This window comes from Enterobacter sp. IF2SW-B1 (assembly GCF_001743375.1).
Classification (GTDB): Bacteria; Pseudomonadota; Gammaproteobacteria; order Enterobacterales; family Enterobacteriaceae; genus Enterobacter; species Enterobacter bugandensis.
Genome location: NZ_MJAA01000005.1, coordinates 226,494 through 241,319, shown reverse-complemented (window position 1 = coordinate 241,319; position 14,826 = coordinate 226,494). Strand labels below are relative to the sequence as shown.

General features: G+C 55.7%; 18 protein-coding genes. 14 read left to right on the top strand and 4 right to left on the bottom strand.

The features are described 5' to 3' along the window. The first annotated feature begins 172 nt into the window (after positions 1-172). From ulaA to A6013_RS12840, 6 genes are read left to right on the top strand one after another with little or no spacing between them, the layout of a single operon-like run. Complete coding sequence (gene ulaA, locus A6013_RS12865) at positions 173-1,573, top strand: PTS ascorbate transporter subunit IIC (protein ID WP_028015265.1); 1,401 nt, start codon at positions 173-175, stop codon at positions 1,571-1,573. A 12-nt stretch (positions 1,574-1,585) separates the two neighbouring features. Continuing rightward, positions 1,586-1,891: a PTS ascorbate transporter subunit IIB gene (ulaB, locus tag A6013_RS12860; RefSeq protein WP_003856022.1), complete on the top strand. Its 306-nt coding sequence runs from the start codon at positions 1,586-1,588 to the stop codon at positions 1,889-1,891. A 9-nt stretch (positions 1,892-1,900) separates the two neighbouring features. Next, on the top strand, positions 1,901-2,368 hold the full coding sequence (gene ulaC / locus A6013_RS12855) for a PTS ascorbate transporter subunit IIA (RefSeq protein ID WP_045259633.1): 468 nt from the start codon (positions 1,901-1,903) through the stop codon (positions 2,366-2,368). Positions 2,369-2,380: 12 nt separating this feature from the next. Further along, positions 2,381-3,031 carry a 3-keto-L-gulonate-6-phosphate decarboxylase UlaD gene (gene ulaD, locus A6013_RS12850; RefSeq protein WP_023334265.1) on the top strand — a complete coding sequence of 217 codons (651 nt, stop codon included), beginning with the start codon at positions 2,381-2,383 and terminating at the stop codon, positions 3,029-3,031. Between the two features lie 9 nt (positions 3,032-3,040). Beyond that, entirely contained in the window at positions 3,041-3,901 is an 861-nt protein-coding gene (locus A6013_RS12845; protein WP_063154916.1) for an L-ribulose-5-phosphate 3-epimerase, read from the top strand. Beyond that, a complete protein-coding gene (locus tag A6013_RS12840; RefSeq protein WP_069733192.1) occupies positions 3,894-4,580 on the top strand; it encodes an L-ribulose-5-phosphate 4-epimerase in 687 nt (228 codons plus the stop codon). The genes A6013_RS12845 and A6013_RS12840 overlap by 8 nt, the downstream gene beginning before the upstream one ends. Positions 4,581-4,719: 139 nt before the next feature. Here the strand turns inward: A6013_RS12840 and yjfY are convergent, their stop codons facing one another. Next, complete coding sequence (gene yjfY / locus A6013_RS12835; protein ID WP_041911476.1) at positions 4,720-4,995, bottom strand: DUF1471 family protein YjfY; 276 nt, start codon at positions 4,993-4,995, stop codon at positions 4,720-4,722. Between the two features lie 340 nt (positions 4,996-5,335). Here yjfY and rpsF point away from each other — a divergent pair, with 340 nt between their 5' ends. The 5 genes from rpsF to A6013_RS12810 all read left to right on the top strand — a co-directional run bounded on the left by rpsF (position 5,336) and on the right by A6013_RS12810 (position 7,858). Continuing rightward, complete coding sequence (gene rpsF / locus A6013_RS12830) at positions 5,336-5,731, top strand: 30S ribosomal protein S6 (RefSeq protein ID WP_014068637.1); 396 nt, start codon at positions 5,336-5,338, stop codon at positions 5,729-5,731. Between the two features lie 6 nt (positions 5,732-5,737). Next, positions 5,738-6,052 (top strand): primosomal replication protein N, encoded by a 315-nt coding sequence (gene priB, locus A6013_RS12825; protein ID WP_028015270.1) that lies wholly within the window; start codon positions 5,738-5,740, stop codon positions 6,050-6,052. 4 nt (positions 6,053-6,056) lie between these two features. After that, entirely contained in the window at positions 6,057-6,284 is a 228-nt protein-coding gene (gene rpsR, locus A6013_RS12820; protein WP_000135199.1) for a 30S ribosomal protein S18, read from the top strand. Positions 6,285-6,325: 41 nt separating this feature from the next. Then, the gene (rplI, locus tag A6013_RS12815) at positions 6,326-6,775 is read left to right on the top strand and encodes a 50S ribosomal protein L9 (protein WP_006810372.1); all 450 of its coding nucleotides are present in this window, start codon (positions 6,326-6,328) and stop codon (positions 6,773-6,775) included. A gap of 153 nt (positions 6,776-6,928) precedes the next feature. Further along, complete coding sequence (locus A6013_RS12810) at positions 6,929-7,858, top strand: DMT family transporter (RefSeq protein WP_049138537.1); 930 nt, start codon at positions 6,929-6,931, stop codon at positions 7,856-7,858. Between the two features lie 46 nt (positions 7,859-7,904). Here the strand turns inward: A6013_RS12810 and A6013_RS12805 are convergent, their stop codons facing one another. After that, the gene (locus A6013_RS12805; RefSeq protein WP_028015272.1) at positions 7,905-8,543 is read right to left on the bottom strand and encodes an OapA family protein; all 639 of its coding nucleotides are present in this window, start codon (positions 8,541-8,543) and stop codon (positions 7,905-7,907) included. 233 nt (positions 8,544-8,776) lie between these two features. Between A6013_RS12805 and fklB the strand changes: the two genes are divergently transcribed. Together fklB and cycA are read left to right on the top strand one after the other, a co-directional pair. Further along, complete coding sequence (gene fklB, locus A6013_RS12800) at positions 8,777-9,397, top strand: FKBP-type peptidyl-prolyl cis-trans isomerase (protein ID WP_008502892.1); 621 nt, start codon at positions 8,777-8,779, stop codon at positions 9,395-9,397. Positions 9,398-9,709: 312 nt separating this feature from the next. Next, entirely contained in the window at positions 9,710-11,119 is a 1,410-nt protein-coding gene (cycA, locus tag A6013_RS12795; RefSeq protein WP_049138539.1) for a D-serine/D-alanine/glycine transporter, read from the top strand. An 86-nt stretch (positions 11,120-11,205) separates the two neighbouring features. Here the strand turns inward: cycA and ytfE are convergent, their stop codons facing one another. Then, the gene (gene ytfE / locus A6013_RS12790) at positions 11,206-11,868 is read right to left on the bottom strand and encodes an iron-sulfur cluster repair protein YtfE (protein WP_069733191.1); all 663 of its coding nucleotides are present in this window, start codon (positions 11,866-11,868) and stop codon (positions 11,206-11,208) included. A 244-nt stretch (positions 11,869-12,112) separates the two neighbouring features. On the opposite strand from ytfE, the gene A6013_RS12785 reads away from it, so the two are divergent. Beyond that, positions 12,113-13,762, top strand: coding sequence for a methyl-accepting chemotaxis protein (locus tag A6013_RS12785; RefSeq protein WP_047366986.1), 1,650 nt, complete (start codon positions 12,113-12,115; stop codon positions 13,760-13,762). 85 nt (positions 13,763-13,847) lie between these two features. On the opposite strand, the gene A6013_RS12780 is transcribed toward A6013_RS12785, so the two are convergent. Then, entirely contained in the window at positions 13,848-14,807 is a 960-nt protein-coding gene (locus A6013_RS12780) for a DMT family transporter (protein ID WP_069733190.1), read from the bottom strand. Positions 14,808-14,826: the final 19 nt, after the last annotated feature.

Genomic DNA, 14,826 nt, shown 5'->3' with positions numbered 1-14,826 from the left:
AATTTATTTTTGTGGTGCGGTAGTGAAAATCATTACTAACAGCATGGAAATAAATTGCGTGATGCGTCACAAATAATCAAATGCAATCTTGTGGTGATTATTTGTGATTAATAGAGTGATGGCACCAACCGCACAGGGATTGCCCCTTGTGTTCTCATTTCTGGAGAGAGTTATGGAGATCCTCTACAACGTCTTTACCGTTTTCTTTAATCAGGTAATGACCAACGCCCCGCTGTTGCTGGGTATCGTGACGTGCCTGGGGTACATCCTGCTGCGCAAAAGCGTCAGCGTGATTATTAAAGGCACCATCAAAACCATTATCGGTTTCATGCTGTTGCAGGCGGGGTCAGGCATTCTGACCAGCACGTTTAAGCCGGTCGTCGCCAAAATGTCGGAAGTGTATGGCATCAACGGCGCTATCTCTGATACCTACGCCTCAATGATGGCGACCATCGATCGCATGGGTGATGCCTATAGCTGGGTGGGGTATGCGGTGCTGCTCGCGCTGGCGCTGAACATCATTTACGTGCTCCTGCGCCGCATTACCGGCATTCGCACCATTATGCTCACCGGGCACATCATGTTCCAGCAGGCGGGGCTGATCGCGGTTTCTCTCTATATCTTCGGTTACCCAATGTGGACCACGATTATCTGCACCGCGGTGCTGGTCTCGCTCTACTGGGGTATCACCTCCAACATGATGTACAAGCCAACGCAGATCGTGACCGACGGCTGTGGCTTCTCCATCGGTCACCAGCAGCAGTTTGCCGCCTGGATTGCCTATAAAGTTGCGCCCTACCTGGGCAAAAAAGAGGAGAGTGTCGAAGACCTCAAACTGCCTGGCTGGTTGAATATCTTCCACGACAACATCGTCTCAACGGCGATTGTGATGACCCTCTTTTTCGGCGCCATTCTGCTCTCTTTCGGCATTGACGTCGTGCAGGCGATGGCGGGTAAAACCCACTGGACGGTCTATATCCTGCAGACCGGTTTCTCCTTCGCGGTAGCGATTTTCATCATCACTCAGGGCGTGCGTATGTTCGTCGCCGAGCTGTCGGAAGCCTTTAACGGCATCTCTCAGCGTCTGATCCCTGGTGCGGTACTGGCGATTGACTGTGCGGCTATCTATAGCTTTGCGCCAAACGCCGTCGTCTGGGGCTTTATGTGGGGCACCATCGGCCAGTTGATTGCGGTGGGCATCCTGGTGGGCTGCGGCTCCTCAATCCTGATCATTCCTGGCTTTATCCCGATGTTCTTCTCCAACGCCACCATTGGTGTGTTTGCTAACCACTTCGGCGGCTGGCGCGCGGCGCTCAAGATCTGTCTGGTGATGGGCATGGTGGAAATCTTCGGTTGCGTGTGGGCGGTTAAGCTCACCGGTATGAGCGCCTGGATGGGCATGGCGGACTGGTCAATTCTGGCACCGCCGATGATGCAGGGCTTTGCCTCCGTCGGTCTGGCCTTTATGGCCGTCATCATCCTGATTGCTCTGGCTTATATGTTCTTCGCTGGCCGTTCGCTGCGAGCTGAAGAAGATGCGGAAAAACAAACAGCAGAAGTGTCTGCTCATTAAGGAGTTTCGATTATGACCGTACGTATCCTGGCTGTGTGTGGCAATGGGCAAGGTAGCTCCATGATCATGAAGATGAAAGTGGACCAGTTTTTGACCCAGTCAAACATCGACCACACGGTGAACAGCTGCGCAGTGGGTGAATACAAAAGTGAACTGAACGGCGCGGACATCATCATCGCTTCAACTCATATTGCCGGTGAGATTAGCGTGTCGGGCAACAAATATGTGGTAGGCGTGCGCAACATGCTGTCGCCTGCGGATTTCGGGCCAAAACTGCTGGAAGTGATCAAAGAACACTTCCCACAAGACGTGAAGTAAGGACACCACATGAAACTACGTGATTCGCTGGCAGAGAATAACGCCATCCTTTTACAGGCCGACGCCAGCACCTGGCAGGAAGCGGTGAAGCTGAGTGTGGATCTGCTGGTTAAAGCGGACGTTGTCGAGCCGCGCTATTACCAGGCCATTCTGGATGGCGTGGCGCAGCACGGCCCCTATTTCGTGATTGCGCCGGGCCTGGCCATGCCGCACGGCCGCCCGGAAGAGGGCGTCAAGAAAACCGGTTTTGCGCTGGTGACCCTGAAAACGCCGCTGGTGTTCAACCACGAAGATAACGACCCGGTCGACATTCTCATCACCATGGCGGCCGTTGATGCCAACACCCACCAGGAGGTGGGCATCATGCAGATCGTCAACCTGTTTGATGACGAAGCCAATTTTGACCGTTTACGCGCCTGCCGCACCGCGCAGGAAGTGCTGGATTTAATTGATAACGCCACTGCGGCGGCCGTTTAAGAGGAATTGAACATGTCATTACCAATGTTGCAAGTTGCGCTGGATAACCAGACGCTGTCTCACGCTTACGAAACCACCCGCCTGATTGCGGAAGAGGTGGATATCATCGAAGTGGGGACCATTCTGTGCGTGGGCGAAGGCGTGCGCGCCGTTCGTGACCTGAAAGCGCTCTATCCGCACAAAATCGTGCTGGCGGATGCCAAGATTGCTGACGCAGGCAAAATCCTTTCCCGCATGTGCTTTGAAGCCAACGCCGACTGGGTCACCGTGATCTGCTGTGCGGATATCAACACCGCCAAAGGCGCGCTGGACGTGGCAAAAGAGTTTAACGGCGATGTGCAGATTGAACTGACCGGCTTCTGGACCTGGGAGCAGGCGCAGGAGTGGCGCGATGCGGGCATCCAGCAGGTGGTGTATCACCGCAGCCGCGATGCGCAAGCCGCAGGCGTGGCGTGGGGCGAAGCGGATATCAGCGCGATTAAGCGTCTGGCGGATATGGGCTTCAAAGTCACCGTCACCGGTGGCCTGGCGCTGGAAGATCTGCCGCTGTTCCAGGGCATCCCTATTCACGTCTTTATCGCTGGCCGCAGCATTCGCGACGCGGCATCTCCGGTGGAAGCGGCGCGTCAGTTCAAACGCTCAATCGCTCAGCTTTGGGGTTAAGGAGCGGGTATGTTGTCAAAACAGGTCCCGCTTGGCATTTATGAAAAGGCACTCCCTGCAGGGGAGTGCTGGCTGGAGCGGTTACGGCTGGCAAAACAGCTGGGTTTCGATTTTGTCGAAATGTCCGTGGATGAGACGGATGTGCGCCTTTCTCGCCTGGATTGGAGTCGCGAGCAGCGCCTGGCGCTGGTGGGCGCCATTGCCGAAACCGGCGTGCGCGTGCCGTCCATGTGTCTGAGCGCCCACCGCCGTTTTCCGCTCGGCAGTGAAGACGATGCCGTGCGCGCTGAAGGGCTGGAGATCATGCGCAAAGCCATTCGTTTTGCGCAGGATGTCGGCATCCGCGTGATCCAGCTGGCGGGTTACGACGTCTACTATCAGGAAGCCAACGACGAAACGCGCCGTCGTTTCCGTGACGGCCTGAAAGAGAGCGTTGAGATGGCAAGCCGCGCGCAGGTCACGCTGGCGATGGAGATCATGGACTACCCGTTGATGAACTCTATCAGCAAGGCGCTGGGCTATGCGCACTATCTGAATAACCCCTGGTTCCAGCTTTATCCGGATATCGGCAATCTGTCGGCCTGGGATAACGACGTGCAGATGGAGCTGCAGGCGGGCATCGGGCATATCGTTGCGGTGCACGTCAAAGATACCCGCCCTGGCGTGTTTAAAAACGTACCGTTCGGCACCGGGGTGGTGGATTTCGAACGGTGCTTCGAGACGCTCAAACAGACAGGTTATTGCGGGCCTTATCTGATTGAGATGTGGAGCGAAACGTCAGACGATCCGGCTGCGGAAGTGGCAAAAGCGCGGGACTGGGTGCGCGAGCGTATGGCGCGCGCGGGGTTACTGGAGGCTGAACATGCTTAAGCTGAAACAGCAGGTCTTTGAGGCCAATATGGATCTGCCGCGCTATGGCCTGGTAACGTTCACCTGGGGCAACGTGAGCGCCATCGACCGAGAACAAGGTCTGGTGGTGATCAAGCCGAGCGGCGTGGCGTATGAAACCATGAAAGCGGACGATATGGTTGTGGTCGACCTCGAAGGAAACGTCGTTGAGGGCAAATGGCGTCCTTCTTCTGATACGGCGACCCATCTGGCGCTGTACCAGCGTTATCCATCGCTGGGTGGCGTTGTGCATACCCACTCCACGCACGCCACCGCCTGGGCACAGGCGGGGTTGCCCATCCCGGCGCTGGGCACGACGCATGCAGACTACTTCTTCGGCGACATTCCCTGCACGCGGGCATTATCGCAGGCTGAAGTGGAAGGCGAATACGAGCTCAACACCGGAAAGGTCATCATCGAAACGCTGGGTGAAAGCGAACCGCTGCATACGCCGGGTATTGTGGTCTATCAGCACGGCCCGTTCGCCTGGGGAAAAGATGCCCACGACGCCGTTCATAATGCGGTTGTCATGGAGGAAGTGGCGCGCATGGCGTGGATTGCCCGCGACATTAATCCACAGCTTCAGGGCATTGACGATTACCTGATGAACAAGCATTTCATGCGCAAGCACGGCCCGAATGCCTACTACGGGCAGAAGTGAATAAGTGCTCTGGAATACCGAAAACAGTTGTAACCGGTGGTATTCCGGAGCCATTCATAAAAAAAAGCCCCCGGACAGGGGGCAACGTCAACTATGGCTATGTTCTCGTTGTTGGCTTTCCTGGTGCTAGCGTTAAGGGTTACCGGTAGATATCTGCACTGGCGTGCATATTGCCGTTGCTGCCGGGCTCACGGGTTAACATCACGTGGTAATAGGTTGCGCCCTGGGCATCGGTCTCTTCATTTAGTGCCCGATCTGCTTCGCTTTCAGTGGCGAAATTATGATTGATATAGATTACGCCTAAGCTATGCACATCATCCATGTTTCTGGCCTGCCGGCCGTCTATTTTGATGGCTGCCATCGCGTTTGCACTGAGCAAAAGCGCCGCCATTATGGCTACTGCGATTTTTTTCATGATATGCGCTCCACGACTGCGTGCTGTGTGAGGGGAATACTCCTTCTTTAATTCAGCTGATCTCTGATTAAAGTGTAATCATTCCTCCGGCGGGGATGCGTGACCATTTCTGATGCAGTTGTTCAAAAAAACAACGCTTCCTGATGCGATTAATTTTAAATCACCCACTTAGACCAGCTTTACGCTTTGTGCGAATTATTTGTGCAATCAGCTTGAGTTTCCTGGGGGGGGCAAGTATTATGACGCGTCAATTTTTCAGCCGACCTTTAACACGTTCCTTGCCTCCCCGGGCCTCGGCTGACCCAGACAGGAGGCTGAATAATCCGTAAGGAGCAATTCGATGCGTCATTACGAAATCGTTTTTATGGTCCATCCTGACCAGAGCGAACAGGTTCCGGGTATGATCGAGCGTTACTCTGCTGCCATCACTGGTGCAGAAGGTACGATCCACCGTCTGGAAGACTGGGGCCGCCGTCAGCTGGCTTACCCGATCAACAAACTGCACAAAGCACACTACGTTCTGATGAACGTTGAAGCGCCGCAGGAAGTTATCGATGAGCTGGAAACTACCTTCCGCTTCAACGATGCCGTTATCCGCAGCATGGTTATGCGTACCAAAAACGCAGTTACCGAAGCATCTCCGATGGTTAAAGCGAAAGACGAGCGCCGTGAGCGTCGCGATGATTTCGCAAACGAAACCGCAGATGATTCTGATGCTGGGGATTCTGAAGAGTAATTTCTGATGACCAACCGTCTGGCGTTGTCCGGCATCGTATGCAGGGCTCCCCTTCGAAAGGTCAGTCCATCAGGAATTCCGCATTGCCAGTTCGTGCTTGAGCATCGTTCTGTGCAAGAGGAAGCCGGGTTTCACCGGCAGGCGTGGTGCCAAATGCCCGTTATTATTAGCGGACACGAAAACCAGGCCATTACTCACAGTTTAACGGTCGGTAGCGCAGTAATCGTTCAGGGGTTCATCTCTTGCCACAAGGCAAAGAACGGCCTGAGCAAAATGGTTCTGCATGCCGAGCAGATTGATTTGATAGATACTGGAGACTAGCCATATGGCACGTTATTTCCGTCGTCGCAAGTTCTGCCGTTTCACCGCGGAAGGCGTTCAAGAGATCGACTATAAAGATATCGCAACGCTGAAAAACTACATCACCGAAAGCGGTAAGATTGTCCCAAGCCGTATCACCGGTACTCGTGCAAAATATCAGCGTCAGCTGGCTCGCGCTATCAAACGCGCTCGCTACCTGTCCCTGCTGCCGTACACTGATCGTCATCAGTAATCGGGCACGGTCCATTAATACGACTTTAAGAGGATAAGGTAATGCAAGTTATTCTGCTTGATAAAGTAGCAAACCTGGGCAGCCTGGGTGATCAGGTTAACGTTAAAGCGGGCTACGCTCGTAACTTCCTGGTTCCACAGGGTAAAGCTGTTCCAGCTACTAAGAAAAACGTAGAGTTTTTCGAAGCACGTCGCGCTGAACTGGAAGCCAAACTGGCTGACGTTCTGGCGGCTGCTAACGCTCGCGCTGAAGCAATCAACGCACTGGGCACTGTTACCATCGCTTCCAAAGCTGGCGACGAAGGTAAACTGTTCGGTTCCATCGGTACCCGCGATATCGCTGATGCAGTTACTGCAGCAGGCGTTAAAGTGGCTAAGAGCGAAGTTCGCATGCCGAACGGCGTTCTGCGTACCACTGGTGAGCACGAAGTTGACTTCCAGGTTCACAGCGAAGTGTTCGCTAAACTGGTTGTTAACGTTGTAGCTGAGTAATTTTTTACTCTGCTCGCGTCGAAGCGCCGGCCTTGTGCCGGCGTTTTGCTTTTTTAAGGCTACCGGAAATTCTCTTTTTATCTCGTATGGTAGCTATTCCTGACGCATTCTCTGATAATAAATTGAAACGCAATTTTATTTATGAGATTTGTCATGGATACCGCTCTGCCCACGCCCGTCTTTGCCCGTCGACATGTAGCCTACGCCTGCGCCACGCTCTGCTGCCTGCTTTGGGGAAGCTCGTACCCGGCCATTAAAAATGGCTACGAACTCTTTCAGATCGCGACCGATGATATTCCGTCCAAAGTCGTTTTTGCCGGATACCGTTTTCTGTTTGCCGGTGCCTTGCTGCTGCTGTTTGCGCTGGCCCAGCGCAAACCGATTGGCAGGCTCACGCCCGCGCAGTTTGGCCAGCTCACGATCCTCGGGCTGACCCAGACCACCACTCAGTACACATTCTTCTATATAGGACTGGCCTACACGACGGGGGTAAACGGCTCAATCATGAACGCCACCGGGACTTTCTTCAGCGTACTGCTGGCGCACTTTATCTACCACAATGACAAACTCAGCTATAACAAAACGCTGGGCTGTATTCTTGGGTTTGCCGGGGTGATGCTGGTGAACTTTCACAGTGGGTTGAGCGATTTCCAGTTTATCTGGAAAGGCGACGGTTTTGTGGTGCTGGCGGCTTTTATTCTCTCTGCCGCCACGCTTTACGGGAAACGTATTTCCCAGACCGTCGACCCAACGGTGATGACCGGCTGGCAGCTGGCGATAGGCGGGGCTGCGCTGGTTGCGGGAGGTTATGCCACGGGCGGAACGCTGGAAGTGCACAGCATGAAGGCCGTTGCGGTGCTGGGGTATCTGACGCTGCTCTCATCGGTGGCGTTCGCCCTGTGGAGCGCGCTGCTGAAAGTGAACCGGGTAAGCATGATTGCTCCGTTCAACTTTGTCATTCCTGTTGCAGGGACGGTGCTTTCCGCCATTTTCCTCGGCGAAAACATTCTGGATATCAAATACGCGATTGCGCTGGTGCTGGTCTGCTCGGGGATCTGGTGGGTGAATAAACGGAGTGCCTGAGAACAAAAGTGCCGGGTGGCGGCTTCGCCTTACCCGGCATACGCCATTAACGTGCTCTGATGAAACTGCCGTCCGGCTGGCGGGTAAACAGCACCTGCTGCCCATTTCCGGTATCAATGGTCAGCCCGGTGACCACCCCGCTGGCGTTCTGGCGAATCTGCACCATCTGGCCGTTCTGTAAGTTGCTCAGCGGTTTACCTGCGCCTTCCACTTTTGCCATGGCATACACGTCGGTCGGCGGCAGGTTGTGGTCGCGGAAAAGCTGTGCCAGGGTTTTGCCCGGCTCCACGCGATAGGAACGCCACTGCTGCTCAATGCCGGTCGGCTGCTGGGTTTGCGGCTCAGACGGCGCTGCGGCCTGCTCCTGTTCATCCTGAACGGGTTCGGGTTCAACAGGTGCGACCTGACCCGGATCGTTAGACGGGGTTACCAGCTGCGTCTGCATCGGCTGCGCGTCAGGCTGCGGCCGCGTTTGCGACTGAAGATCCAGCTGCGCATTGCGGGTGACCGGCGCGGTATCAACATCATCACCGCCGGAAGGAAGCAGGAAGCCCACGATCACCATCAGCGCTCCAATGATGATCCCCCTGCGGTGCAGAGGAGGCAGCGGGTCCATAATGCGAAAATTGTCCGGCGCCTGCCAGATTTTCGCCAGGGTAGGTTTCAGTTCAAATCGCCCGGGCATGGCTCTCCTCCTGCTCCGCGTCTTTTATATCCTGTGCTTCGAAGTATAGTTCGCTAACTGCCTGAACGACGTAGCAAACCGGACATCCGTGACATCAGTTCGGGATTAATCCTGGTTGTCTCTATTGTTTCTGTTTCGTCGCGGTTTGTCACCTTAACTTCAGACAAAGTTTTACCCATAAGGGCATGGCTGATATGCTGCCCGCTACTTTAAATGTGATGGAAGGAAAACCCATGACCACCCCGACTTTTGACACTATCGAAGCGCAGGCAAGTTACGGTATCGGCTTGCAGGTAGGACAGCAGCTGAGCGAATCCGGCCTGGAAGGTCTGTTACCTGAAGCGCTGGTGGCGGGTATCGCTGATGCGCTGGAAGGCAAACAGCCTGCCGTTCCGGTTGACGTTGTGCATCGTGCGCTGCGTGAAATCCACGAACGTGCTGACGCCGTGCGTCGCGCGCGCTTCGAAGAGATGGCAGCCGAAGGCGTGAAATATCTGGAAGAGAACCGCGAGCGCGAAGGCGTGAACAGCACCGAATCCGGCCTGCAGTTCCGCGTGATCAACCAGGGCGACGGCGCTATCCCGGCGCGTACCGACCACGTTCGCGTGCACTACACCGGTAAGCTGATCGACGGTACCGTGTTCGACAGCTCCGTGGCGCGCGGCGAACCGGCTGAGTTCCCGGTCAACGGCGTTATCGCGGGCTGGATCGAAGCCCTGACCCTGATGCCAGTGGGTTCAAAATGGGAACTGACCATCCCGCACAACCTGGCTTACGGCGAGCGTGGCGCTGGCGCGTCCATCCCGCCATTCAGCACTCTGGTCTTTGAAGTCGAGCTGCTGGAAATCCTGTAATCGACTTTTCTTATTTCCTCTCTCCGCCCGGGGAGAGGAAAATAGTGATAAAACCCATAGTTACGACGGAATCAACATTTTATCTTGCAAACGAAACTGTTGCGTGTATTTTTGTGAGCTGTTTCGCGCTGTATGAGTGATATGACACTCACTTTCAACATATTATTAACATAATATCTAAATCATAGTATTCATCCCGCCGATTCTTACCTAATATCGATAAACCCTTACGAAGGGACCGTCATTTATTTGACGTTTTTAAAGGCCAGAAGAGCCTTAACAACACAGACAGGCATAAACAGGAAAAATTACATGGTAGATCAGGTCAAAGTCGCCGCTGCAGAAGAGGCGTCGTCTGAACAGTCGCTACGGCGCAATCTCACAAACCGTCATATACAGCTTATCGCCATTGGCGGTGCCATAGGCACCGGGCTGTTTATGGGGTCCGGCAAAACCATCAGTCTTGCCGGGCCGTCGATCATCTTCGTTTATATGATCATCGGTTTTATGCTCTTCTTCGTGATGCGCGCAATGGGTGAATTGCTGCTCTCGAACCTCGAATACAAATCCTTCAGCGACTTCGCGTCGGACCTGCTCGGCCCGTGGGCGGGCTACTTTACCGGCTGGACCTACTGGTTCTGCTGGGTGGTCACCGGCATGGCGGACGTCGTGGCGATTACCGCTTACGCGCAGTTCTGGTTCCCGGGGCTGTCGGACTGGGTCGCCTCGCTGGCGGTGATTATTCTGCTGCTGAGCCTCAACCTCGCCACCGTGAAAATGTTCGGTGAGATGGAGTTCTGGTTCGCGATGATCAAGATTGTCGCTATCGTGGGGCTGATTGTGGTGGGCCTGGTGATGGTCCTGACGCACTTCCAGTCGCCAACGGGCGTTCAGGCGTCCTTCACCCATCTGTGGAATGACGGCGGCTGGTTCCCGAAAGGCATCAGCGGCTTCTTTGCGGGCTTCCAGATTGCGGTGTTTGCGTTTGTGGGGATTGAGCTTGTCGGAACGACCGCTGCGGAAACCAAAGATCCGGAGAAGTCCCTGCCGCGCGCCATCAACTCCATACCGGTGCGTATCATCATGTTCTACGTCTTCGCGCTGATCATCATCATGTCCGTGACGCCGTGGAGCTCCGTGGTGCCCAGCAAGAGCCCGTTCGTTGAGCTGTTCGTACTGGTAGGGCTGCCTGCTGCGGCGAGCCTGATTAACTTCGTGGTGCTGACCTCTGCGGCCTCTTCCGCGAACAGCGGCGTGTTCTCAACCAGCCGTATGCTGTTTGGTCTGGCGCAGGAGGGCGTAGCGCCGAGCGCCTTTGCGAAACTCTCTAAACGTGCGGTACCGGCGAAAGGGCTGACCTTCTCCTGCATGTGCCTGCTGGGTGGCGTGGTGATGCTCTACGTAAACCCAAGCGTAATTGGCGCGTTTACTATGATCACCACGGTGTCGGCGATCCTGTTCATGTTCGTCTGGACCATTATCCTGTGCTCGTACCTCGTGTACCGCAAACAGCGTCCGCACCTGCATGAGAAGTCGATCTACAAGATGCCGCTGGGCAAGCTGATGTGCTGGGTGTGCATGGCGTTCTTCGTGTTCGTGCTGGTGCTGCTGACGCTCGAAGATGACACCCGTCAGGCGCTGGTCGTCACGCCGCTGTGGTTTATCGCGCTGGGGCTGGGCTGGCTGTTTATCGGTAAGAAACGGATGGCAGGCATGCGTTAAGCATATTGCCGGGTGGCGCTGACGCTTACCCGGCCTATGTTCGAGGACGTTGTAGGCCCGGTAAGCGCTAGCGCCACCGGGCTTTTTTATTCCCCCGCCAATGCCCGCGGGAACAGCACGTTATTCTCAAGACTGATGTGCTCCATCAGGTCGTCAATCATCTCGTTAATGCCGTTGTACATCGCTTTCCAGGTGGTGCACGCTTCCGGCGGCGGCGTGACGTTGTTAGTGGTGTGTTTGATCACATCCAGCAGTTCGCCCGCGTCATCGTGCTCGCTTTCCATTACGCTGATAGGTCCCATCGCCAGGCTTCCCATTCCCTGTTTAATCATCGGGAAGAGGATCTGCTCTTCTTTCATCATGTGGCTGGAAAGCTCTTCATGCAGCATGGTCAGGTATTTTGCCAGACCGCGCGGCACGGAAGGCTTGTCGGCATGTACGCGCTCAACTTTCGTTGCCTGCAGGATCAGCTCAGGCAGCTGTTCACGGTGGCGGTCGTGGTAACGCACGATGATATGGTCGATGATTTCCGTGAGCGGGGCGGTGCGCCAGTCTTTTTCAACAGGCTGTTCAGCCAGCAGCGCCAGCTCCGCTTCGATAGCCTCCACGTCCAGTTCCTTGCGCGAGGCCGCTCGCGCCAGCGTTTGCTTACCGCCGCAGCAGTAATCCATATCGTATTTACGGAACAGCGCGGAAGCGCGAGGGATGGAGAGCGCCAGCTCGCCGAGGGGTTGGTCGCGAAAGGCCATAGCAGTTACCTCGTCATTAAAAATATAATATGCATATTAAATGCATCTTTAAGGCGGCGCTATAACCCTTTAGAGGGAAGGGGTAAAGTGCGATGCGGATCACAAAAAAATGTCCCGTTTAACTCTCTGAATGGATTTAGGAAAGTGGTTTAGAAAGTTTTTAAAGGTGGAGAAACAGTAAACAACCCGCCGCGCGTGCCGATAGATACACGTCAGACAAACCTGCATATAACAAAGGCAACGCATGTTTAAACGTATAAAAGTCATTACTCTTCTTATTTCGGTGCTGCTTGTGCTCGGCATCATGCAAGTGATTTCCGCGGGTATATTTATCAACGCGCTGAATAACGATAAAGACAACTTCACCGTGTCGCAGCTTTCCAGTCAGAACGTGGCGGAATTTACCGACGCCTGGATCAGCCTGAACCAGGCGCGCGTCACGCTAAACCGCGGGATGCTGCGTCTGCAAAGCAGCATGGCCTCTCAGATTAACGGTGGACAGCTGAACGAGCTGGTTAACACCGCGAAAAATCTGCTGGCCAATGCGCAGGTCCATTACGACAAATACTACGCTCTGCCGAATACCCCGGGTCTGGATGAGAACCTGGCCGATCGGCTGGAAGAGCAGTACCGCATCTACTCCGCCACGTTGACGCAAATGAACGTTCTGCTGGGCCAGGGCAACCTGGAAGATATGTTCAAGCAGAATGCAGAACAGAAGCAGACGGCAATGCAAAAGGTCTATCGCGAGTGGCGCGAGGCGCAGGCTGCGCTCACCAGTAAAGGCATTCAGGATAACGAAAGCGACTACAAGCGCATCCTGTGGATCCTCTCTGCCGTCATGATCCTCGTCATTGCGGTGATTATCTCCAGCTGGATCGCCATGCGCCGGGTGCTGCTGCTGCCGCTGGAAGAGGTGATCAACCATATCCGCGCCATCGCGGCAGGGGATTTAACCCAGCCGATTCAGGCTGAAGGCAAAAACGAAATGGCTATCCTGGCGCGCAACGTGCAGGAGATGCAAACCTCGCTGGCGAACACCGTGGGCGTGGTGCGTGAAGGCGCAGACACCATCTATACCGGTGCGGGTGAAATCTCGGCGGGCAGCAATGACCTCTCTTCTCGTACCGAGCAGCAGGCCGCGTCTCTGGAAGAGACGGCAGCCAGCATGGAACAGCTGACCGCCACCGTGAAGCAGAACGCGGATAACGCGCGTCAGGCGTCTCGTCTGGCGCTGGATGCCTCCTCAACCGCGAAGAAGGGCGGTAACGTGGTGGAAGGCGTGGTGCGCACCATGGACGAGATCGCCACCAGCTCCAGTAAAATCGCGCAAATTACTAACGTTATCGACGGCATTGCCTTCCAGACCAACATTCTGGCGCTGAACGCGGCGGTGGAAGCGGCGCGTGCGGGCGAGCAGGGCCGTGGCTTTGCGGTAGTTGCAGGAGAAGTACGCACGCTTGCCCAGCGCAGCGCCCAGGCGGCGAAAGAGATTAAGGCGCTGATCGATGATTCCGGCGAGCGCGTGAACGCCGGCTCGCAGCTGGTGAACGAAGCGGGCGCGACGATGGCGGAAATCGTTAACGCGGTTACCCGCGTGACCGACATCATGGGCGAAATTGCCTCTGCCTCTGACGAGCAGAGCCGCGGTATCGACCAGGTTGGTCAGGCGGTAGCCGAGATGGACCGCGTGACCCAGCAGAACGCCTCGCTGGTGGAGGAGTCTGCGGCGGCAGCGGCAGCGCTGGAAGATCAGGCTGCACGCCTGAACGAAGCGGTAGCGGTGTTCAAAATAACGCGTAATCAGGCGGTCAAAGCGGCACCGGTGAAAACCTATGTGCCAAAAACGCAGCCAGCAGCGACGGCGTCTGAAGCGAACTGGGAAACGTTTTAAAGGCTTGCCCGGTGGCGGCTACGCCTTACCAGACCTACTGTTTTGTAGGCCCTGCAAGCGTAGCGCCGCTGGGCATTACTCACATCTACGAAGCCGGAACGACCCTCGGTTTTTCCGGCTTCGCTCTTACCGCCATCACCACCCCCACCACCAGCAGCGCGATCCCGCAGGCCGTTAACAGCGGCGGCACGCTCTGGCGCATCAGGAAGGTGTACAGCAGCCCGGCCAGGGTTTCGAACACAATCAGCGGCCCTAAGATCACCGTCGGCAGCTTCTGGCTGGCAATGTTCCAGCACAGCGCGCCCACCCAGGAGCACAGCACCGCAATCGCAACCATTAAACCAATAAAGACCCAGGGTCTTGGCCCGAAGGGCTGGGCAAATTCCGGCTGCTGATGACCCAGCCAGAGGCATGCGCCGGCATACCCCACTAACGAGACGGGGAGCGTGACCAGCGCCTGCGCCGTTGCCCACATCATCGGGTGTTTATCCGGGTTCTCCCGCAGCCAGCGCGCATTGTGCAGGGCGTACCAGGCCCAGCACGCGACCGAGATGAACGCTAAAACGATCCCCGAACCGTAACGCCATAAGCTGAAGTCTGCCAGGCCGTGGCGCAGCTCGGCGATATTGACGCACACCAGCCCCACGGCGGTGCAGGCCAGGGCGGGTATCATTTTCGACCACGCCAGCTTGCCGTCCCGATGGCTATAAAGCAGATTCGCGAAGATGGGGATGACCACCGGCAGCGTGCCGATAATCATGGTCGACACCGGCGCTCCGGTTCGCTGAATGGCGCTTGCCAGGCAGACGTAATAGATGAGATTGCCCATCATGGTCAGCGCCAGCGCGGTGCCCCAGTCGTGACGGCTGAGCTGTCGCAAGCGCGTACGCCCCAGCCATGCCAGAGGAAGGGCAATCAGCCCGAGCGCCAGATAACGTCCGGTAGACTGCAATATCGCCGGGTATTCCGGCACGATCAGAGGGCCGACAAAGATCAGCCCCCACATCAGACCTGCAAGCAGGGCATACAACACGCCGCTAATCATTTTTCCATCCACATTGATT